General features: G+C 32.8%; 17 protein-coding genes. 6 read left to right on the top strand and 11 right to left on the bottom strand.

The genetic code is table 11. The features are described 5' to 3' along the window. The first annotated feature begins 74 nt into the window (after window positions 1-74). Window positions 75-665: a hypothetical protein gene (locus tag J3S90_RS05890; RefSeq protein WP_210645410.1), complete on the top strand. Its 591-nt coding sequence runs from the start codon at window positions 75-77 to the stop codon at window positions 663-665. A gap of 93 nt (window positions 666-758) precedes the next feature. On the opposite strand, the gene J3S90_RS05885 is transcribed toward J3S90_RS05890, so the two are convergent. The 6 genes from J3S90_RS05885 to J3S90_RS05860 form a co-directional block, all read right to left on the bottom strand. Beyond that, window positions 759-1475, bottom strand: coding sequence for a DsbA family oxidoreductase (locus J3S90_RS05885; RefSeq protein WP_210645408.1), 717 nt, complete (start codon window positions 1473-1475; stop codon window positions 759-761). A 250-nt stretch (window positions 1476-1725) separates the two neighbouring features. Next, on the bottom strand, window positions 1726-2325 hold the full coding sequence (locus J3S90_RS05880) for a lipoprotein signal peptidase (protein ID WP_188049433.1): 600 nt from the start codon (window positions 2323-2325) through the stop codon (window positions 1726-1728). 113 nt (window positions 2326-2438) lie between these two features. Beyond that, window positions 2439-2819 (bottom strand): TraR/DksA family transcriptional regulator, encoded by a 381-nt coding sequence (locus J3S90_RS05875; protein ID WP_188049432.1) that lies wholly within the window; start codon window positions 2817-2819, stop codon window positions 2439-2441. Between the two features lie 7 nt (window positions 2820-2826). Beyond that, window positions 2827-6285 carry an isoleucine--tRNA ligase gene (gene ileS / locus J3S90_RS05870; RefSeq protein ID WP_210645406.1) on the bottom strand — a complete coding sequence of 1153 codons (3459 nt, stop codon included), beginning with the start codon at window positions 6283-6285 and terminating at the stop codon, window positions 2827-2829. 278 nt (window positions 6286-6563) lie between these two features. Continuing rightward, window positions 6564-7130, bottom strand: coding sequence for a hypothetical protein (locus J3S90_RS05865; RefSeq protein ID WP_210645404.1), 567 nt, complete (start codon window positions 7128-7130; stop codon window positions 6564-6566). 241 nt (window positions 7131-7371) lie between these two features. Continuing rightward, window positions 7372-9264, bottom strand: a complete 1893-nt coding sequence (locus J3S90_RS05860) for an outer membrane protein assembly factor BamB family protein (RefSeq protein WP_188049429.1) — start codon at window positions 9262-9264, stop codon at window positions 7372-7374. Between the two features lie 270 nt (window positions 9265-9534). Between J3S90_RS05860 and J3S90_RS05855 the strand changes: the two genes are divergently transcribed. Further along, entirely contained in the window at window positions 9535-10668 is a 1134-nt protein-coding gene (locus J3S90_RS05855; protein ID WP_210645402.1) for a WG repeat-containing protein, read from the top strand. A gap of 3 nt (window positions 10669-10671) precedes the next feature. Here J3S90_RS05855 and recO read toward each other — a convergent pair whose 3' ends face one another. From recO to gdhA (J3S90_RS05835), 4 genes are all read right to left on the bottom strand, one after another. Further along, window positions 10672-11385, bottom strand: coding sequence for a DNA repair protein RecO (recO, locus tag J3S90_RS05850; RefSeq protein ID WP_210645400.1), 714 nt, complete (start codon window positions 11383-11385; stop codon window positions 10672-10674). A gap of 49 nt (window positions 11386-11434) precedes the next feature. Then, entirely contained in the window at window positions 11435-13723 is a 2289-nt protein-coding gene (gene porZ, locus J3S90_RS05845) for a type IX secretion system anionic LPS delivery protein PorZ (RefSeq protein ID WP_210645398.1), read from the bottom strand. A 126-nt stretch (window positions 13724-13849) separates the two neighbouring features. Further along, window positions 13850-15193: an NADP-specific glutamate dehydrogenase gene (gene gdhA / locus J3S90_RS05840; RefSeq protein ID WP_210645396.1), complete on the bottom strand. Its 1344-nt coding sequence runs from the start codon at window positions 15191-15193 to the stop codon at window positions 13850-13852. A 395-nt stretch (window positions 15194-15588) separates the two neighbouring features. Then, window positions 15589-16932: an NADP-specific glutamate dehydrogenase gene (gene gdhA / locus J3S90_RS05835; protein ID WP_188049423.1), complete on the bottom strand. Its 1344-nt coding sequence runs from the start codon at window positions 16930-16932 to the stop codon at window positions 15589-15591. 277 nt (window positions 16933-17209) lie between these two features. Here gdhA (J3S90_RS05835) and J3S90_RS05830 point away from each other — a divergent pair, with 277 nt between their 5' ends. Next, on the top strand, window positions 17210-18010 hold the full coding sequence (locus tag J3S90_RS05830; protein WP_210645394.1) for a THC0290_0291 family protein: 801 nt from the start codon (window positions 17210-17212) through the stop codon (window positions 18008-18010). A 77-nt stretch (window positions 18011-18087) separates the two neighbouring features. On the opposite strand, the gene J3S90_RS05825 is transcribed toward J3S90_RS05830, so the two are convergent. After that, on the bottom strand, window positions 18088-19242 hold the full coding sequence (locus J3S90_RS05825) for a cystathionine gamma-synthase (RefSeq protein ID WP_317192529.1): 1155 nt from the start codon (window positions 19240-19242) through the stop codon (window positions 18088-18090). Window positions 19243-19333: 91 nt separating this feature from the next. Between J3S90_RS05825 and J3S90_RS05820 the strand changes: the two genes are divergently transcribed. The 3 genes from J3S90_RS05820 to J3S90_RS05810 all read left to right on the top strand — a co-directional run bounded on the left by J3S90_RS05820 (window position 19334) and on the right by J3S90_RS05810 (window position 21597). Further along, window positions 19334-20077, top strand: coding sequence for a DUF3298 and DUF4163 domain-containing protein (locus tag J3S90_RS05820; RefSeq protein WP_210645390.1), 744 nt, complete (start codon window positions 19334-19336; stop codon window positions 20075-20077). 274 nt (window positions 20078-20351) lie between these two features. Continuing rightward, complete coding sequence (locus J3S90_RS05815) at window positions 20352-20708, top strand: arsenate reductase family protein (protein WP_210645388.1); 357 nt, start codon at window positions 20352-20354, stop codon at window positions 20706-20708. After that, entirely contained in the window at window positions 20701-21597 is an 897-nt protein-coding gene (locus J3S90_RS05810) for a DMT family transporter (RefSeq protein ID WP_210645386.1), read from the top strand. Before J3S90_RS05815 ends, J3S90_RS05810 begins: the two co-directional genes overlap by 8 nt. Window positions 21598-21777 lie beyond the last annotated feature (180 nt).

Genomic DNA, 21777 nt, shown 5'->3' with positions numbered 1-21777 from the left:
TCCCTAATCAAATAAGTAAAAAAAGCGAAAGCCGAAAAGCTCAAGAGTAGGCAACAATCCAAAATATATGTATCATGAAAAAAATTACTTTATTAGTAGCTAGTATCTTTCTTTTTGGAGGTAGTATAGCTAACGCAGCAGAAAAAATCGCTTTTTCTGTAGAAAAAAAATCTCTAGTAGATTATAGAAAATTAGAACCAATTGTATTCACAGAAAGAGGCATTGAGTTTTATTTGTTTCCTGACGGACAATTAGATTTTAATACACATCCAACAACTGGTCGAGATATGCATTACAAATCCAATAGCAGAGGTGACGTAAATAGAACCTATGTAGGTTCTAACCCATATAAAAACAAAAATTATGGTGTAAAAGTAGAATACGATAAAAAAGGTAGAATAAAACGTGTTGGAGATGTGTCGGTTAATTATGATTCAAGTGATCGTGTAAAAAGAGTAGGATCAGTGAACATGACTTACAACCGTTATTCATTAGAACAAGTAGGTGGTTTAAAAATATTCTACAACAACCGTGGTCAAATTGTTAGCACTAAAGGTATGGTGAATGGTACAAAAGCCTACGCTTATAACAATAGTAATGATGATTACTACAGAAAAAACAATTCAAGAGAAGAGAAACTAAATGTAACAGTCATTAAAAGATAAAATAATTTTGAATTAGTAATTAAAATTATCAAAAAAAATCCCGCTGGTATTCGTACCAACGGGATTTTTGCATTACTATAAGACAGTTAAATTTTAGTCACAACCATCAATCCCACAAGAATCACCTTCTGTTGTATTCAGTAAAGTCACTTTAGAATCAAATTTTCCTTCTTGCCATACTTTTTGTAAAGTTTCTAAAAACGCAGTTGCCGGTTGCGCTCCTGAAACTGCATATTTATTATCAAAAACAAAGAAAGGCACCCCTTGCACCCCAATTGAATTTGCATTTTCAATGTCTTTCTTAACAGCTGCACCATAAGCATCAGAAAGTAATACTTCATCAATTGCATCCGCATTTAAGCCGACTGAAATGCCCAATTGTTTTAAAATGCTTTTGTCATTTATATTTTTACCCTCGGTCAAATAGGCTTTGAACAAAAGTTCTTCTAAATCATTTGCTAAATTATGTTTTTTAGCCAAATGCAATAATCGATGTGCATCAAAAGAGTTAGCCAAAATTGCTTTTTCGAAATGAAAATCTAATCCTGCATTTTTAGCGTTTTGCGTCATATTATCTAGCATTCCTTGAGCCCAAGCTGTATCTTTTCCATATTTATGTGCTAGATGTTCTACCATATTATCGTTAGGAGAAGCTACAAAGCTGGCGTCTAACTGATAGCTTTTCCATTCAATGTCAACATTATCTTTATGCTCAAAAAGGCTCAATGCTTCTTCAATTCTTCTTTTTCCGATATAACAAAACGGACACATGATATCCGACCAAATTTGTACTTTTAAGGTGTTTTCCATAATTACTTTTTTTTGACAAAATTCACAATAATTCTGTTGCACAAAATTAAGGAATTCCTACTGTAGCTAATTGTATTTTAGCTTTATATTAGCAAATGCTATCGAGTTGGCAATAGAAACACAGCAGTAGTAAGTTTACCAATGATACACGTATTTAAAAATAAAAAGCAAGCCCTCTAGATTTAACTCAAGAAGGCTTGCTATTTAAAGTGTACTATAACCAATCTAAATCTTTAAAAAAGAATTGATTTTATAATTGATTATGAAATGCTTTTTTATTAAAAACAATTAATATTCCGACTCCTGTAGAAATTGCCATATCGGCAACATTGAAGATGGCATTGAAAAAAGTAAAATCATTTCCGCCCCAAAATGGGAGCCAAACGGGTAATTTTCCGTGCCATATAGGAAAATAAAGCATGTCAACTACTTTTCCATGAAACCATGTTCCATAGGGTTGATCTGAAAATAACTTTGCTACTTCATAATGACTATCATTAAAAATAACTCCGTAAAAAACAGAATCAATAATATTTCCAAAAGCTCCGACTAAAATTAAGGAAATGGCAACAATTAAATAATTTGAGGATTTATTTCTTACGGAATCCCACAGCCAATATCCTATTCCTCCAACGGCTGCAATTCTAAAAAGAGTTAGAAACAATTTTCCGTATTGTCCAGGAATTTGAACTCCCCAAGCCATTCCTTCATTTTCTATAAATAAAATCTTGAACCAGTTGAACACCTGAACTTCTTCTCCTAAAATAAAATTAGTTTTAATGTAAATTTTGGAAACTTGATCAACAAGCAAAAGAATAAAAATAAGGAGATACGCTTTTCGTAATGACATTTTATAAAATTTAATGGGCAAAAGTAGGTAAATTCTAAAAACTAAATTCCAAATCCCAATAATTTTATAAGTAAATTATGGAATTTGGAATTTAATACTAAACTATAAATTTCTTATCGTTGCAAATTTTTTGCTTCAATACTCATTGTTGCGTGAGGGACGATTCTTAATCTATCTTTCCCGATTAATTTTCCAGTCACTTTACAAACGCCGTATGTTTTATTTTCTACACGGAAAAGTGCATTTTTTAAATCGCGTATGAACTTTTCCTGACGGATTGCTAATTGTGAATTTGCTTCTTTTGACATTGTTTCGCTTCCTTCTTCAAAAGCTTTAAATGTAGGCGAAGTATCATCAGTCCCATTATTCAAGTCATTCATATAAGCGCTTTTGATTAAATCTAAATCTACTTGTGCTTTTTGAATCTTGCCTTGGATTATTTCTTTGAACTCTGCTAAATCTGTATCAGAGTACCTTGCCGTTTCGTCTACCATTTTCGTATTATTTTGAAATTAATATCATTGTTTTTATTTCGTCAAATTCAATTTCCGTACCGTTTTCTATTTCATCCACAAAAACCAACTCGCTCGTTAATGTTTCGGATTTAATATAATCTTCATTTTTAAGAATGGCAGTTTCTAAAATTCCATCTCTTTTTAATTGTACTTTAATCTTGTCTGTAACTTCAAATCCAGAATCTTTACGGATGTTCTGAATTCTATTTACTAACTCTCTTGCAATTCCTTCTTGTTTCAACTCTTCAGAAATTGTAATATCAAGCGCAACCGTTATTCCGTTTGAGTTTGCTACCAACCAACCCTCAATATCTTGAGAGGTTATTTCTACATCTTCTAGGGTTAAAAGTACATTATTTCCTGCAATAACAACCTCTAAGCTTCCTTTCTTATCTAATGTACTAATTTGCTCTTTCGAAAACCCTTGTATTTCCTTAGAAACCAAGCCCATCTCCTTACCAAAACGAGGTCCTAGTGTTTTAAAATTAGGTTTAATTTGCTTTACTAAAACACCCGAAGCATCATCTAAAAGTACGATTTCTTTCACGTTTACCTCTGCTTTTATCAAGTCAGAAATGGCTTCGATTTCAGCTCTTTGACTCTCGTCAAGTACCGGTATCATTACCTTTTGTAAGGGTTGGCGTACCTTAATCATTTCCTTTTTACGCAATGATAAAACCAGTGACGAAATTGTTTGTGCCTTCTGCATTTTGCTCTCTAACGACTTATCAACAAAGTTGTCAACGTATTTAGGAAATTCGGCCAAATGTACACTACTAAATTCCTCTGATTGTGTTGCCAAAGTTAAGTCTCTGTAAAGTTTGTCCATGAAGAATGGCGCAATAGGCGCTCCAAGCTTACTAATAGTTAGCAAACAGGTATATAAAGTTTGATAAGCTGCAATTTTATCTTGTGCATATTCTCCTTTCCAAAAACGACGACGACACAAACGAACGTACCAGTTACTCAAGTTTTCTTGTACAAAATCAGAAATAGCACGAGCTGCTTTAGTAGGTTCATAATCGGCATAGAAACCATCTACATCTTTTATCAATGTATTCAATTCTGAAATGATCCATTGATCAATTTCCGGTCTTTCGTTCAACGGAATTTCTGCTTCTTCGTATTTAAAACCATCAATATTAGCGTATAAACTAAAAAACGAATACGTATTGTAAAGCGTTCCAAAGAATTTACGGCGAACCTCAGCAATTCCTTCTAAGTCAAATTTCAGGTTATCCCAAGGATTTGCATTCGAAATCATATACCAACGCGTTGCATCAGGACCATATTCTTTTAAAGTTTCAAAAGGATCGGCAGCATTTCCTAAACGTTTAGACATTTTTTGTCCGTTTTTGTCCAGAACCAAACCATTTGAAACTACATTTTTATAGGCAACTTTATCAAAAACTAAAGTTCCAATAGCGTGCAAAGTATAAAACCAACCACGCGTTTGATCGACTCCTTCTGCAATAAAATCAGCTGGAAAATCTTTGTTTTGATCAATTTTATCTTTGTTTTCAAAAGGATAATGCCATTGTGCATAAGGCATAGAACCCGAATCAAACCAAACATCGATCAAATCAGCTTCACGCTTCATTGGTTTCCCAGAAGCAGAAACTAAGGTGATTTCATCTACTACATTTTTATGTAAATCAATCAAATCGTAATTTGATTCGGCCATATTTCCAATTTCAAAACCTTTAAAAGGATTCTCTTTTTGAAAACCAGCAGCAATAGATTTTTCTATTTCGTTGTATAATTCTTCAACCGAACCAATCAAAATTTCTTCTTGTTTATCTTCAGATCTCCAAATTGGTAACGGAATTCCCCAATATCTAGAGCGAGATAAATTCCAGTCATTTGCATTTTTCAACCAGTTTCCAAACCTTCCTTCACCAGTCGCTTTCGGCTTCCAGTTGATGGTTTCGTTCAAGTCGAACATGCGGTCTCTAATTTCTGTAATTTTTATAAACCAAGAATCTAAAGGATAATATAAAATAGGTTTATCAGTTCTCCAACAATGAGGATAACTGTGAACATATTTTTCTACTTTAAAGGCTCTATTTTCCTCTTTTAATCGGATGGCAAGTTCCACATCTATAGATCGTTCTGGAGCTTCACCGTCGTTATAATATTCGTTTTTTACATACTTACCTGCATATTCACCTACATGAGAAGTGAATTTTCCTTGTAAGTCGACTAAAGGAACTGGAGTTCCATTTTCGTCTAAAACTAACATTGGTGGAATTTCAGGAGAAGCTTCTTTGGCTACTTTTGCATCATCTGCACCAAATGTTGGTGCCGTATGTACAATTCCTGTTCCGTCTTCGGTAGTTACAAAATCACCTGCAATAACTCTAAATGCGTTTTCAGCATTTTGGTAAGGTAAAACAAATGGCAATAATTGCTCGTAACGAATATCAACCAAATCAGCACCTTTGCATTCTGCAAGCACTTGGTATGGAATTTTTTTATCTCCTTCTTTGAAGTTTTCAAAATCAGCAGGTTCAGTACTTTCAAAGAAACCTTTACCAAATTGTTTTCCAACTAAATTTTTAGCTAAAATTACGGTTGAAGGACGAAATGTATATTGATTGAAGGTTTTAACCAAAACATAGTCAATTTTTGGCCCAACGGTCAAAGCGGTATTGGAAGGCAAAGTCCAAGGCGTTGTCGTCCAAGCCAAGATGAAAATCTCCTCTAAATCTAATGCTTCTAATTTGTAATGCTGTAAATTTTTTGATGTAATATAATCGTAAAACTTAGCAAATACTACCTCTTTGTGCGCTTCAATCACTTTAAACTGAGCTACAACAGTTGTGTCGGTTACATCTCTATAACTTCCGGGTTGATTTACTTCGTGCGAAGACAATCCTGTTCCCGCTTTTGGCGAATAAGGTTGAATCGTGTAACCTTTGTACATCAAATCCTTATTGTAGATTTGTTTCAAAATCCACCAAACGGTTTCCATGTATTTGGATTTATAAGTCACATACGGATCTTCCATATCCACCCAATATCCCATTTTTTCGGTCAAATCATTCCATACATCGGTATAACGCATTACGGTTTTTTTACACGCTTCGTTATATTCTTCGATAGAAATAGTCTTCCCAATATCTTCTTTCGTAATACCTAATTCCTTCTCTGTACCTAATTCTACAGGTAAACCGTGAGTATCCCAACCTGCTTTACGCTTTACTTGAAACCCTTTTTGAGTTTTATACCTGCAAAAAATATCTTTAATAGCACGCGCCATTACGTGGTGAATTCCAGGTAATCCATTTGCCGAAGGTGGACCTTCAAAAAACACGAATGGTTGGTTTCCTTCACGAGTGGTTACACTCTTCTCGAATATGTTTTCTTTCTTCCAAAAATCTAAAACTTCTGACGCTACTGTAGGTAAGTCAAGTCCTTTGTATTCAGTAAATTTTGTGCTCATTTTATCCTTTTCTTTAATCGATGTGCGAAAGTAATAAATTAAAGTCGAAAGTTGAAAGTCGCAGCTAGAAAGTTACGAGTTAACCAACAATCCAATCTCTTAAATACCTTATTCAAGTGAAAAAAACGCTTATTTATTATCTACTTATTCAAAAAAAATACTGATTTACCTATCCTTTTGATAATTCCAACAGCCTAATAGCTAAAAATAAAAAAGTCTTAATGGCAGTTTTACAATTAAGACTTCTTATTTAGTTATTTAAAACCTCCAGCGTACACTTACTTGATGAAAATCCTATTTGAAAAAGCAGAGTTTATTTCTACTTTTTCCCGAATTTCTTGATAAAAAGTATCTCCATAAAAATCTTCAAATTCGTACAAAATTTTATGTGGTATTTTATCCTTATTTACTATTGCAATTTCTCTATAATCTTGATACACTTTTCTTTCGAATGAGTTTCTATTTCCATCTTCAAATGTTGTTTTTTCTGATGAGACTAACTGAAAATTTTCTTTATCAATAAAAAATTGATATTCTGTTTTTGGAATTACTCTATTTTTAGCATTGACTATTTTTTCGGTATAACTCAAATGATAACAAAGTCTGCCATCCGAAGTTTCATCTGGTAATAATTCTAGTTTATTCCATAAATCAAATCGGAAAGAGGTTACTAAATGAATTAGATCTAGATTATTACTGATGTCCCAGTAATCTGAATTATTTAATTTTATCCATTTTTCTACTACGTTTCGATTTTGGTAACTCCATGCCTCAGGACCATTTATTATTTCGTAATAATTGTCAGGCATTTTTTCCGAAGAAGATAATTCGTGGGTGTTGCCCATTTTTCTTCAGCTTTCAACTCGCTATCAACTTGATAAATTGTAGTTTGTGTCAATACGTTATCCAAAAAAGGATATTGCGAATAAGCAATTGCTGGTATGTAAAATTTCTTTTTCTTATAATTAACTTTCTCTTGAGCCTGCTTAAACGAAAGTCCAACGAAAAATTAAAGCAGTATTATTTTCTTCATAGCAAAAAAAAGCCATCAAAATAAATCTTGATGGCTTGGTTGGTTTTGGTTAATTATTTCTTGTTAAAAATCTGAATAGAGTTATCTAACACATAAAAAATATTTTGTGTCGCAGGATCTATTTCATAGATTGGTTTGTTGTTTTTAAATATAATTTTATCAACCTCAACACCATCTGCTTTTCTAACTTTTACTAAGACTTTCTCTCCTGTTTCTGCTTTAGCAAAAATATATGAAAAGTCTCTGTTTTGTTTCATCGCATTAAAACGAGAATTAAATTTCGCTGCTACAATTCCCATTGCTGCAGATGCTACAGCTTGATTTTTAGATTTTTTCAATAATTTTTCATCAGCATCTTTGTGAATATTACCCACAATATTGCCTTTTTCATCTCTAACTATCAAATCAATTTCTTGACCTACTAAACCATTTATTGCAGAGGCCGCTCCCATTGCTAAGCTTCCCGCTCCAGAAACACCTTTTAACAATCTTCTTCCTGTTTCTCCTGGTTGTTTATATACATTATGGTATTTAATACTTCCGTCTAACGCTACGCCCATAACTTCTACAGGACCAGATATAGCCACTCCCCAAGGATAGTTTTCGATACTATTTAGATCTTTCTCGTTTTTCACATTCACCTTTGCAAACGGCTCTGGTTTATCACTGATACTTGGATCAAATTTGTAAAGTTTCTCATCATTATACACTAAGTACGTATTGGTTGCCTCATCATAAGTAGGTAATACTGGTCTTTTCTCGTTGAATTTAATATTACGTTTCCATAATTTAACTCCCGTTTTGTAATCAACTAAATTACCATACGTTCCCGTTAAGTACATCACTTTATCACCTACTCTTCCTAAATAATAAATAGGGTCTTCTTTATCATCAGCAATTTCGATGAATTTTTTCCAGATCTTTTGACCATCTTTATCGATAAGCATCATTTCATTTTCAGCAACATATAGAAAGTCTTGCTCTATAGGAATCACTTTTTTCAATCCGTCACCTCTAGCATCTTTTTTCCAGATTTTCTCTCCTGATTTTAAATCATAAAAGTTAAAACCACCATAATGAGCAATTAATAACTTTGTTCCCCAGTCTTCTAAATAAATTACCTTTTTGGTTTTGATAGATTCCTTCCAGATACTTTTACCGTTGTCTGTGCTCAATACATTTAAGTACTCTTTTGAAGACAACAATCCTTTACTATTTACAACAACAATATTTTTGTCGTTTTGAGTTAGGAAAAATTTAGAATAATCCTCTTCTGCTTTCCAATTCAGTTTACCAGTTTCTCTTTCGAAAGAATATAATTTACCATAAAGCAAATAATATATAACCGAACCGTTTACGCGAGCAATATTGGTATTAGCTGATTCTTTCAAAGAAAAACTAAACAAAGATTTTGCTTTATCAACAACCGTATTCCATTTTAAATTACCCGTTTTCATGTCAATTAAAGCAATTGCCATGTCGCCACCACTTTTTAGCGTAAGCAAATATTCGTCCGTTTCTGGAAGAAAATCAGATTGGGTTACCCAAAAGGATTCTTTAGAAGAGTTGTAAACAACTTTTCCAGTATCTGTGTTTATGATTATAAATTTTGAATTGATATAAGCCTCCACATACGGACTTCCAGCAATACTTGTTAAATCACTTTTATCTTTAAATATTTTACCAAAATCTGGATCTGATAAAATATCTGCTGCTGAAGTTTTTCCAAAATCTTCGCTAGTTAAAGTCCAGATAATTTTCTTAGTCTCTGGATTAATACCTTTGATGGTATTTCCTTCTTTAAACACAATCACTCCAGTAATCTCATTTTGAACTAAATCTTGAATATTTGATTCTGTTGTGATTTTTTCATCAAAACTCCGTTGAGAATATCCAGAAAAACTTAGCGACAAAGCCATCAAAATTGAAAGGGTAATTTTTTTCATCAATATTTATTAAATTATTTATAATTAAGAATTCTTATTGTTTTGCTTTTAAAAAATTCCATAAAAAACAAAAATTTGCTTTTATAAAAGGCCAAATATATGTAAAATTTAGATTTTGTTAAGAAAAAATTTCTTGCAAAAAAAACATTGATTATTGTTTTATAAATTTCCAAATGAGAAATTATAGTATTCTATTTGCTATTTTTAAAGTAATTTGTCCTTTAAGTCCATTTAATTTTGATTAATTTTAATTCTTTAAGAAACACTGTGTTGGAAAAAAAATTTAGAATTTTAATTTTAAGTGCATCATTCTTTGTCCTTCATTCGTGTGGCACTTATCGCGTCAATAAGACATCTGAATTTGTCAAAATAGCTGATTTAAAAAGCTTAAACGGAAATTACATTGCTAGATCAAAAGTTACAAAAAGCAACAAAAACCTTAGTTCTCTTTTACAAAATTTTAATATTAATGATGAAAAAGCAGACTTTGTTAACCTAACTTTTAAAGAACCAGACACCGTAAAATTAACTTATTTAGCAGACAGCAAATCGGGTACATTGGAGCGCGAACTAATACTAAAAGGAGTGCGAAAAAGTAAATTTTTAGAAATTTATTTCTCCAAACAGCAATCCTTCCTTCCTTTAATTTATAGCACAATAAACGTACGGAGAATAAGAATTGGCCAGGACAAAAATGGGGAATTAATAATTATGGATTTTTTCGACAATAGCGGGAATTTTTTAGTTTTTGGAGCCGGTAGCAGTTCCGAAAGAGCTTGTCATTATAGCAAGTCCGATGAGTACGTGGGTTTACTTCCTACGTTCATCAATGGGAAATGGGGTTTTAGCAACAGCAAAAAAGAATTGGTTATTGCTCCCAAATATGATTTTGTCTATGCCTTTAATAATAATACCGCAAAAGTAAAACGCAATGGTAAATGGGGAATTATAGATCCAGACGGAACTGAAATTATCCCACTAGAGTTTGATGTCATTACAGCAGATTATCTTTATAACAAACAACCCATTTATCTTGTAGAAAAAAATAATAAAAAAGGGATAATAGACCTACTTGGCAAAGAAATAGTTCCCACTCTTTATAACGAAATAGACAGACTTTATTATCCTGAATTCAGACTAAAACTTGGCGATAAATACGGTTTTGGTACTAATGAGAAAGTCATTATTCCCGCCATTTATTCTGAAGTTGATTGGTTTGGAACTAGCGATTATGTAGTTGCCAAAAGAAAGGGCAATATTTATTTAGTAGATAAAGAAGGATTTGAATATGAAACAGAACTTTATCAATTGAAAGAGGTTTTATTTAAAAATCAAACGCATGAATATAAACCCATTTTAAGTTCTAAAAGAAAAATAAATTTCGATGAGCAGTTCTCTAATTGATTGTCAAGAAAAAATTTCCTTTAACACATCGAGTGATTTTGGTTTTTTAAAACCACTGAGGTGAAAGCTATAATAATCAATTAATATGCGTAAAATGATTTGCCTTTCAATAACATGAAACGTTTTTTGATTGTTATCGAACTTTAAATCAATTAATTTTTTAAAAAGATTTGTTTCGTGCTCTGTCAACGAATTGACGGCATGAAAAGGAGTGAAAATTCCTTCGGTCATTTCAAAAAAAGGCATCTCAATATCAGAAATTTCAGGATAAAAACCCAAATATTTTGTAGTTTCCAGCATTAAAATCAGATGAAAATTGGCAATTTCGTCATGATTGTCTAACCATTCTAATGCCGTTTCTAAAAAAGTAAATAAGTGTTCGTTTTCCTCTTCCTCATGAATGGAATGATGCAATATTTCGGAAATAAACATTACAATGGTACTTTTATAAATATCAGAATGGATGGAATGAAAAGGAGAAGCAATTTTAATCTCTTTAAAATTTTCTAGAGTTCCTTTGTTTTTATGAACGGCTTCAATTTCTAAAATTGTCAACGGCTGAAAATAAGCAATTTTTTGATTTGATTTGCGCGATGAGAATGCATCACGAACAAAATAGGACTTTAATCCATGCGAAAGCGTAAAGCATTTCACAATCAAGCTTTTCTCCTGAAACTTTAATGATGAAAGAACAATTGCTTTAGTTTTAATGTGCATTTTTTGAAATTTAAATAGGGAAAATAATATAGACAATCATTTATAAGAGCTATCTAATAATCATTACTTTTTTGACTTTTGTCTCGGCTCCATCCTGTGCTGAAATAAAAATCATATATACTCCCGTGGCGACTTTATATTTACCAAAAGCCGTTGTATCCCATTCTATTGTTCCACCTTGAGCAGTAGTTTCATAGACTAGATTTCCGCCAATATCAGTAATTTTTACATTTGCTTTGTCCAACAAACCAGCTATTTTAACGGTTCCTGTATATTCTGGTCTTACAGGATTAGGATATACATAGGAATTACTTAAATCATCATTTGCAGCAGTAGCTGTCCCTTTAAAAGAAATTAACCCTTTGGCAGTGGCTATAAAAACCTCACCGGTAACACTATTTATTGTTATGGCATTTATAGTATTGCTAGGCAACGGAGAATTATTTATTGTAAAATGATACTTAGTTTCTTGACCATTTGGCGAAACTAGAAATACACCAGAATCTGCAGTGCCAATCCATTTATTATTAGCGCCATCTACAGCAATACTAGTGATAAACTGCTCGTAGAGCAATTCTTGGGCAAGGCCGTCCTCTAGAATAATTATCGGTTTAGCAGTCATTTGCCCCTCTGTCTGAAAGCTTCCTACATTAGGCAAAACTCGCAATCCCTTCATTGTACCTATCCAAAGTTGGTTTTTATTATCTACAGCTATGGTTCGGACATTTACAGCGGGTAAGTTGCCCGTGTCCGATCCCATTGTTATTTTTTTAAATTTGTTATTACTTTCATTAAAAGCAACTACTCCATCTAGGCTGGTTGCTAGCCATTTTGTTCCATTTTTATCTATGACAATCGCACCAAAATTATTATCAATAGCTGAATCCAAAATACCATCCATAGCATAACTTTGCCATTGTCCGTTGGTTTTTAAAACCTTTAATCCATTTGTAATTCGGCTTGTGGTCACCCATAAATTCCCTGATTTGTCAAATGCGGTTCCATTAACACGAATATCAATGTAATTGGCTCCTGCAAAGGTTAAGGATTCTAAACCACTATTGGTTTGATTATATAAAATTGTAGGTTCATCGTTTTCAATTTTCAATAATCCAGAAAAAAAGGAACTCGCATAAACTTGATTTTCATTGTTTGGATTTATGGTGACACTGCTTATTGATTTTGCATTAAAAACTTTTTGATAAGGTATGTTAAGCCAACCTTTCTCAGAAAACTTACTCAAACCATAACTGTCTAATGGATAGGGATTATAATCAACCGAATAATCTCCATATACTGTCCAAAGGGATTTTGATGTTGCTTGAAGTGAAAAAATATTATTTCTAGAAGGTCCAGAAGGCGTGCTGTTTTCGAAGGCTGCTACTGTCGAAAGTGGGGTTGTCAACATTCCTTCTTCTTTCGTTCCTATAAAAACAGTATCGCCTATGATGGTTGCGCAAGTAAAAGTTAGAGTACTTTGCAAAACTTGATTGCTCTTTATTTGACGAATCAAAACCATCTCATTATTATAAACATAAACATTGTTTAACGTGGTTACTATAAAATAACCTGAGGTAAATCTAGTATCTAATGCGGGTTGTGGGAGCTGAGTAATAGCTATGAAATTATTTGAAACTAAATTAAATTTATGAATATTTCCAAGGTTATTAATCGCATATAAATCGGAACCAAAAGCAATTACTTTTATCCATATTCCGGTATTTATAGTTGTCCATTGATTAAAATCAATTAAATTTTGATTTTCGATAGCAGCACTTCTTATGCCATTATCTGTCGCTGCATAAATAAAACCATTATAGATCGCTGTTTGGTTTACCTTTGTTTCTAGGCCATTAGCACCCATAAAATAAGTGTCCCCAAATTGCTGTGTGTTCAAATTAAATTGTACGATTCCAAAATCACATGAAATGTAGAGGAAACCTTCATATTCTAAAAAGTGATTTATTTTTTTTATTTCTGACGGAAGTTGCTTGGTTATAATATCTACGAATTTCTTCACTGTTCCATCGTTTTCATTAACGAGTATTAGTAATCCATCTTTATAACCGACTATCGTTTTATTGTATTTTACACTATGGTAAAGTGCCGAAATAGTTTGTCCTGAAAGTCCATCAATAGTATTGGTTGTTTTAATCAAATTGGTCGTACTATTTTTTGAAAACAATGCATTTTCTGAAGCAGCAAAAACTGTTGTTGCAGATTCTGAAATTCCTTTTATTTCATTATAAGAAAAATAACCCTGCCAGACTGGTTTATTTTGGGCAAAAGAGATTTGCATTAAAAGCAGCATCAAAAAATAGAAACTATTATTTTTCATTATTTGCATAAATATTGGTTTACAAATATAGAACAAACAGAAGTCTTAGCATTTTGTTAGCGCAAAAAAAAGCCTTCGATTTAATGCTCATTAATCGAAGGCTTTTTTTCTCTAAAAACATTGATTTTAAACTACTCCCTGTGCTAACATCGCGTCTGCTACTTTTACAAATCCTGCAATATTTGCTCCTTTAACATAATCTACATGGCCATTTTCGTCTGTACCATATTTAACACAAGACTGATGAATATCCGTCATAATTTCTCTTAGTCTTTCCTCTACTTTTTCAAAAGACCACTTTAGTCGTAATGAATTCTGAGACATCTCTAGACCTGAGGTCGCCACACCACCTGCATTAGATGCTTTTCCAGGTGCATAAAGTATCTTGGCTTGCTGAAAAACTGACATAGCCGCTGCTGTAGAAGGCATATTAGCGCCTTCGGCAACACAGATGCATCCATTGGCTACTAAAATTCTTGCGTCTGTATCGTCTAGCTCATTTTGGGTTGCACACGGTAATGCAATATCGCATTTTACATCCCAAGGACGAGCTCCTAATATATACTCTGCTTTTGGAAACTTAGTAACATAATCTTTAAGAGTTCCTTTGAGTTCATTTTTTAATTCCATAACGTAAGCTAATTTCTCCGCGTCAAAACCGTCTTGATCATAAACATAACCCAATGAATCGGAAAGCGCTACGACTTTACCTCCTAATTCGTTTACTTTTTCTGTAGCATATTGCGCTACGTTTCCTGATCCTGAAATAACGACAATTTTATCTTTAAAATTATGCCCTTTTGTAGCTAGCATACTTTGTGCAAAATATACAGTTCCGTAGCCTGTGGCTTGTGGTCTAATTAGAGAACCGCCAAAAGACATTCCTTTTCCGGTTAGAACTCCAGTAAATTCATTTTTTATTTTTTTATACTGTCCAAACATATATCCTACTTCTCTTGCTCCTACACCAATATCTCCCGCAGGAACATCTGTATCTGGACCAATATGTCGGCATAGCTCATTCATAAAGCTTTGACAAAAACGCATCACTTCGATATCTGATTTCCCTTTAGGATCAAAATTAGCTCCACCTTTTCCTCCGCCCATAGGCAAAGTCGTTAAACTATTTTTAAAGGTTTGCTCGAAGGCTAAAAATTTTAGAATACTCAAATTTACAGAAGGATGAAAACGAATGCCTCCTTTGTAAGGTCCAATTGCAGAATTCATCTGAACGCGATAACCTCTATTTACTTGTGTTCGTCCATTATCATCAATCCAAGGCACCCGAAAAATTACAATTCTTTCTGCCTCAACCATCCGCTCCAAAAGCATTTTATTTTGGTATTTCTTATTCTTTTCAATAAAAGGAATTACAGCTTCAGCAACTTCCAGAACCGCTTGCATAAATTCGAGTTCATTTGGATTATTTTTAGCAACTTCTTCAATAAAAACGGAGATACTTTGTGACATGGCATTTAAATTATAAGCATTGTTAGCACTAGTTTATGAGATTTACAAAGATAGCCCTGAATACAAATATCGATACCATTATTTAGATATAGCAAAAGAATTCCCCATTCCATAATTAAGACCAATACTATTTATTTTAAAGCAAAATCGATTGCTGATTATTATGAAATTCGTAATAAAATAAAAAATGCAATCCTTTAAAAATAAAAAATTCGATTAAATTAAGCTTAGAATCACTCCATAACAGTCAATTTTGGTCTATTAATTGGTTGTGCTTTGTTTTTTATAAAAAAAAAATATTCTTTTTTGTAAAAGTAAAACAGGAATAAAATTCAAAAAAAAACCTCCTGTCAAGATAATGACAAGAGGCTTTTTTAAGCTATTTAAAATTGATATTACACCACTCCTTGTGCAAGCATTGCGTCGGCCACTTTTACAAAGCCTGCAATATTAGCTCCTTTCACATAGTTTACATAACCATCTTCATCGGTACCGTATTTTTTACACTGGTTGTGAATACCCGTCATAATTTCTTTTAATCTTGAGTCTACTTCTTCACTTGTCCAGTTTAGACGAATAGAGTTTTGAGTCATCTCTAATCCAGAAGCTGCTACACCACCTGCATTTGCAGCTTTTCCAGGAGCAAATAAAACTTTGGCAGCTAAAAATTCTTTAATAGCGCCTAATGTACTTGGCATATTTGCAGCCTCAGTAACACAAATAACTCCATTAGCGATCAATTTTTTAGCATCTTCTTCGTGCAATTCGTTTTGAGTAGCACAAGGAATAGCAACATCTACTTTTACTTCCCATACACTTCTTCCTTTATGGAAAGTTGCATTTGGAAATTTCTCTAAATACGATTCTACTCTATTATCTCCTCTTGCTCTCATTTCAAGCATAAAGTCTATTTTGTCTCCTGAGATTCCTTCTTCATCATAAATGTAACCGTCTGGCCCAGAAATTGTAACTAATTTTCCACCAAGATCGTTTACTTTTAAAGCAACTCCCCAAGCTACGTTACCAAAACCAGAAATAGCTACTCTTTTGCCTTTGATTGTATGACCAATAGTTTGCAACATTTGTTCAGTAAAATAAACAACTCCGTAACCTGTTGCTTCTGGACGAATTAAAGAACCTCCGTAAGCTAAACCTTTACCAGTTAAAACTCCAGTAAACTCATTTCTAATTCTTTTGTATTGACCAAATAAATAACCAATTTCTCTAGCACCAACACCAATATCTCCTGCAGGAACATCTAATTGTGGACCTATGTGTCTGCATAATTCAGTCATAAATGATTGGCAAAAACGCATTACTTCAGCATCCGATTTTCCTTGTGGATCAAAATCAGAACCTCCTTTTCCTCCACCCATTGGTAAAGTAGTTAAGCTGTTTTTAAACACTTGCTCAAAAGCTAAAAATTTAAGTACTGATAAATTTACAGTATGGTGAAAACGAATTCCCCCTTTGTAAGGTCCAATGGCAGAGTTCATTTGAATTCTAAAACCTCTATTTACCTGAATTTCTCCCATATCATCTACCCAAGGAACACGGAAAATAATAGATCGTTCCGGTTCTGACATTCTTAATAGAAGATTTTTACCATCATATTTTTGCTTAGTTGCAATAAATGGAATAACGGTTTCTGCAAACTCTCTTACCGCTTGGATGAATTCTGGTTCATTAGGATTTTTAGCTTCAACTTGAGCCATAAAATCATTAATTTTTAGTGACATAGACTAATATATTTAAATTGTAAAAACGATTTCGTAATTAATCACAAATATACATTTTATAAAATATTCATACTTATTTTTTTTAATATATCAATAGAATAATCTTTATATGAGGATTTCATAATAAGTTCTCCATTTGAGAAACACTTTCAAACGTGCATAACAGCATTTTTTATACTCTCGAAAGAATCAAGCTTACACCTATTATTTTTTAATAATTCTGCATTATGACTGCGGTTTTTATATATTTGTAAGGATTTGAAAATTTTACAGTCTAATGATCAAACAATTAATACTCATATTATTTATTTTTATTGGATTTTCTAATAATTCAAATGCTCAGTTCGACGGTCACTCTCACGAAATAGGAGTTGTTGTGGGACCGGTCGCTTTTCAATCTGATTATGGGGAAAGACATGACTTGTCTACTAATTCTGGCAACACAGGTTTTGGTGTTGGAATTATTCATTATTTAAATTTTACGTATAATTCTGAATATAATTACACTCCTAAAACGTATTTTAATCAGCATTTTAAATTAAGATCGGAATTATCATTTAATAAAACCAACTTAAAACATTACGGCGAATATGTTTCTCCTGACAAAACTTCTCTTGGAGCAAAGCAACTAAGAGCGATGGAAGGTAGTTCAAGCATCATGAATATAGGAACACAACTAGAGCTTTTCCCTTTAAGCATTCGCGATTTTACTGCAACAATTGGTAGTTTTGCACCTTATGCAAGTCTAGGAGGTCAGTTTAGTTATTACAATGCTAAAGCCACCTCGTCATTGGGCGCTTTGGGTAATTCAGCAACTACCTTTCCTAAGTATTTAACTCCTTCTGATGGTCGTGCTCATGGATATTCTAATGAAAGCAAAACTGTTTTCTCCGTGGTTAGTAGTTTAGGAACCCGTTATAAACTAGATGATTCCTCCGATTTATTACTAGATCTCCGCTTTCAGTATTTCTTTTCTAACTGGGTTGATGGTTTAAATCCTAATCCAGAAATTTATAAAGAAAACAAAGCCAATGATTGGTTAGTGTGGCTGAATGTTGGTTACATCTATTACTTATAAACTAAATAGTATTTTATAAAAAAAAGCTCCAATTCTATAAATTCAGAATTGGAGCTTTTTTTATAGAAATACCGTTTTTATGCTAATGCTTGTTTTAAATCTTCGATTAAATCGTCTGCATCTTCAATACCTACACTCAATCGAACTAAATCGTCTGTAATTCCAATTTCTTTTCGTTTGTCTTCCGGAATTGAAGCATGTGTCATCAATGCAGGATGATTCGCTAATGATTCTACTCCACCTAAAGATTCTGCTAAAGTGAATACTTTTACTTTTTCAAGAAAGTCAATCGCATCTTCTTTTTTACCAGAAACAAAAGTAAAGGAAACCATTCCTCCAAAACCACTCATTTGCTTTTTAGCAATTTCATGATACGGATGACTTGTCAATCCTGGATAATATACGGTCTTAACTTTTGGATGATTATTTAAGAACTCAACTACTTTGCCTCCATTTTCACAATGTCTTTGTACACGCAAATGCAAGGTTTTAATTCCTCTTAAAACCAAGAAACTATCCATTGGCCCTAAAGTAGCGCCCGTTGCAAATTGTTGAAAATGTAATTGTTCGCCCAGTGCCTTGTCCTTTACAATCAAAGCTCCAGCAATAACATCAGAATGTCCTCCTAAATATTTTGTAGCCGAATGCATTACAATATCTGCTCCAAGGTCTAATGGTTTTTGCAAATAAGGAGTTGCAAATGTATTATCGACTGCAAAAAGTATTTTTTTCTCTTTTGTAATTTTAGCAATTTCTTGAATATCTGCTAATTTCATCAACGGATTAGTTGGAGTTTCTACCCAAACCAATTTGGTGTTTTCATTAATTAAGGATTTGAATTTCTCTAAGTCATTCATATCGACAAAATGAAATTTTATTCCTGAATCTTTATAAATACGTGTAAACATTCTATAGGTTCCGCCGTATAAATCATCCATCGCTATAATCTCATCGCCAGATTTAAAAGAACGCAAAACACAATCAGTAGCTGCTAATCCAGAGGAGAAAGCCAATCCTCGTGTTCCGTTTTCTATACTTGCCAAGGCGTTTTCTAAAGCGCTTCTAGTAGGATTTGCTGCTCTACTGTATTCATAATCTGGGTTTAAAGGTTGACCAGGACTCGTTTGTACAAATGTTGACGTTTGATATACAGGAGGCATTACAGCTCCTGTGCTTGGATCGTGGTGTTGTCCACCGTGAATAACCTTAGTATTGAATTTCATAAGTTGAATTTTAAAGGAAAATTGTTTTGCAAATTTACCCTTTAATTTTATCTAACCAAGAAACAAGTAAGTACCTTTGTTTTTAATTAACATTTTTGACATGAAATACTTTATAATTTACACCTTACTTCTTTTTTCTGTAGCACAATGTTCTAATGAATTGGTTTTTAAAGACGAATCCTTTCAGAAAAAAACTACTCTGCCTTGCACAGGAGATTGTCCTGCAATAAGTGTGAAAATCCCAGTTGCGGATGGCGTGCCTGTTGTGGCAGATAGCATCAATAAAAAAGTGTTTTCAGTATTAAAGGAAATTGTTTATTTTGGTGAAAAACCCTATACTTCAAAAGATTATAACGGATTGCTAACTTCATTTATCAATTCTTATGAAAAACTTCAGAAAGAATATCCAAATGATAAATTTGGTTGGGAAGCAGACATCAAAGGAAGTGTAAAATACCAATCTGAAAATATATTGAATATAGAAATCAACCATTACACGTACACTGGTGGCGCACATGGTTACCAAGGATTACGCTCCTTACTTTTTGATATAAATACTGGAAAATCAATTTCAAACGATCAATTATTTACTAATAGAGAAGCTTTTAAAGCTTTTGCTGAAAAAAAATTCAGAGCCAAATATAAAATCCCTGCAAACAAACCAATTAATGCAACGGGTTTAATGTTTGAAAAAGAAAAATTTCAGTTGCCACAAAATATTTTCTTTACTGATAAAGGATTGCTCTTGTATTACAACTCTTATGAAGTCGCATCTTATGCTGACGGAACAAAGGAAATACTGTTGTCTTATAAAGAAGTAAATGATTATTTAGCAATTAAATAACTTGGTGACAGAAATGCAGTAGCCCTGATAGAAATGAAAATCCTCTTGTTGATAAGTCTATTTTTTTCTGGTAGAAAAGAGCGACCCTTGGAAGCTCCTTTTATGCCATAGAAAAAAAAGGGTTAGCAACATGAGATTGTAATGTAAAGCAGGAATAGCTTCTGAACAAAAAAGAAATACACCTGTTTTACTATTTGTTTTGCATCTTTTTTTATAAAATCAATAATTTTCAGTGTCAAATTATTTTTCTTTGCACTAAGAAAACAACCTTATTATGGACAAAATATACTATCTCGCATCATGCGATACTTGCCGAAAAATTATAAAATCATTACCCAAAAATCATGAGTTTAATTTTCATGATATCAAACAAGATCCAATTACGGTAGAGGAATTAGAACACATGCGTGAACTCTCCGGAAGTTACGAAGCTCTTTTCAGCAAAAAAGCACAATTGTACAAATCGATGGATTTGAAAAATAAATCATTGACTGAGGAGGATTTTAAAAAATACATTCTGGAACATTATACTTTTTTGAGTCGTCCCGTTTTTATTATCAATAACAAAATTTATATTGGTAATACCCAACAAAATATGCATCAAGTAATGCTGGCTTTAGGAAATGTCTAAAAGAAATCTCGCTCTTATAGGAGCCACAATTGTCTCGATCATTTATGGTGTTACCTTTACAATTGCTAAGGATGTAATGCCATTGTATATTGATGCTTATGGTTTTATATTACTCCGTGTAGGCGGATCAGTGCTTCTTTTTTGGTTGGTTTGGTTATTTATGCCAAAAGAAAAAATAATGCGTTCTGATTTTCCAAGAATTATTGCCGCCGCATTTTTTGGAGTAGCCTTTAATATGCTTACTTTTTTCAAAGGTTTGAGTTTAACCTCACCGATTTCGGCAGCAGTTATTATGGTTTCTACACCTATGATTGTGTTAGCTCTTTCGGCAATCATCATAAAAGAACGAATGAAAATCCGTATGATATTGGGTATTCTTTTGGGTTTAGTAGGAACTGGATTTTTGATTCTGTACGGAAAATCAATTGGTAATGCCACCAATGCTGGCTTAGGAAATTTTCTAGTTTTAGTCAATGCTATTTCCTATGGTTTTTACTTAATTTTAGTCAAAAAATTAATGAATAAATACAATGCCTTTACGTTTGTAAAATGGATATATTTATTTGGTTTTATAATGGTTTTGCCTTTTGGATGGAGGGAATTTGAAGTAGTAAATTGGTCTGCCATTCCGGATGCAATTGTTTGGAAAATAGCATTTGTGGTCGTGATATCTACATTCTTAACCTATTTATTAAATTTGTTATCAATGAAAGAATTAAAACCAACAACCGTAGCTGTTTTTATATATTTACAACCTTTGTTTGCGACCGTTTTTGCAATTGGTCTAGGAAAAGACGAACTGAGTTTGGTTAAAATCATCTCCGCTATTTTAATATTTATAGGAGTTTATTTGGTATCCTCTCCACAAAACCCAAAGAAAGAAATCTAATCAAAATTAGAAAAACATAACTTATTTTTGAGTAATTATCTTGATTGAGCATTCTCTTGATAGTAGTTTAAAGTACTTATTTCCCTTTATTTTCAGATTATAATCAATCAAATCTTCAATTTTTACTTTGCGGGTTTGAGGTCTTATTTTTTACTATCTTTGCCCTCTTTTAGAAAATTA

Source organism: Flavobacterium flabelliforme (assembly GCF_017948675.1).
GTDB lineage: Bacteria > Bacteroidota > Bacteroidia > Flavobacteriales > Flavobacteriaceae > Flavobacterium > Flavobacterium pygoscelis.
Note: the sequence above shows the minus strand (reverse complement) of the source record. Positions and strands in the feature narration are given on the sequence as shown.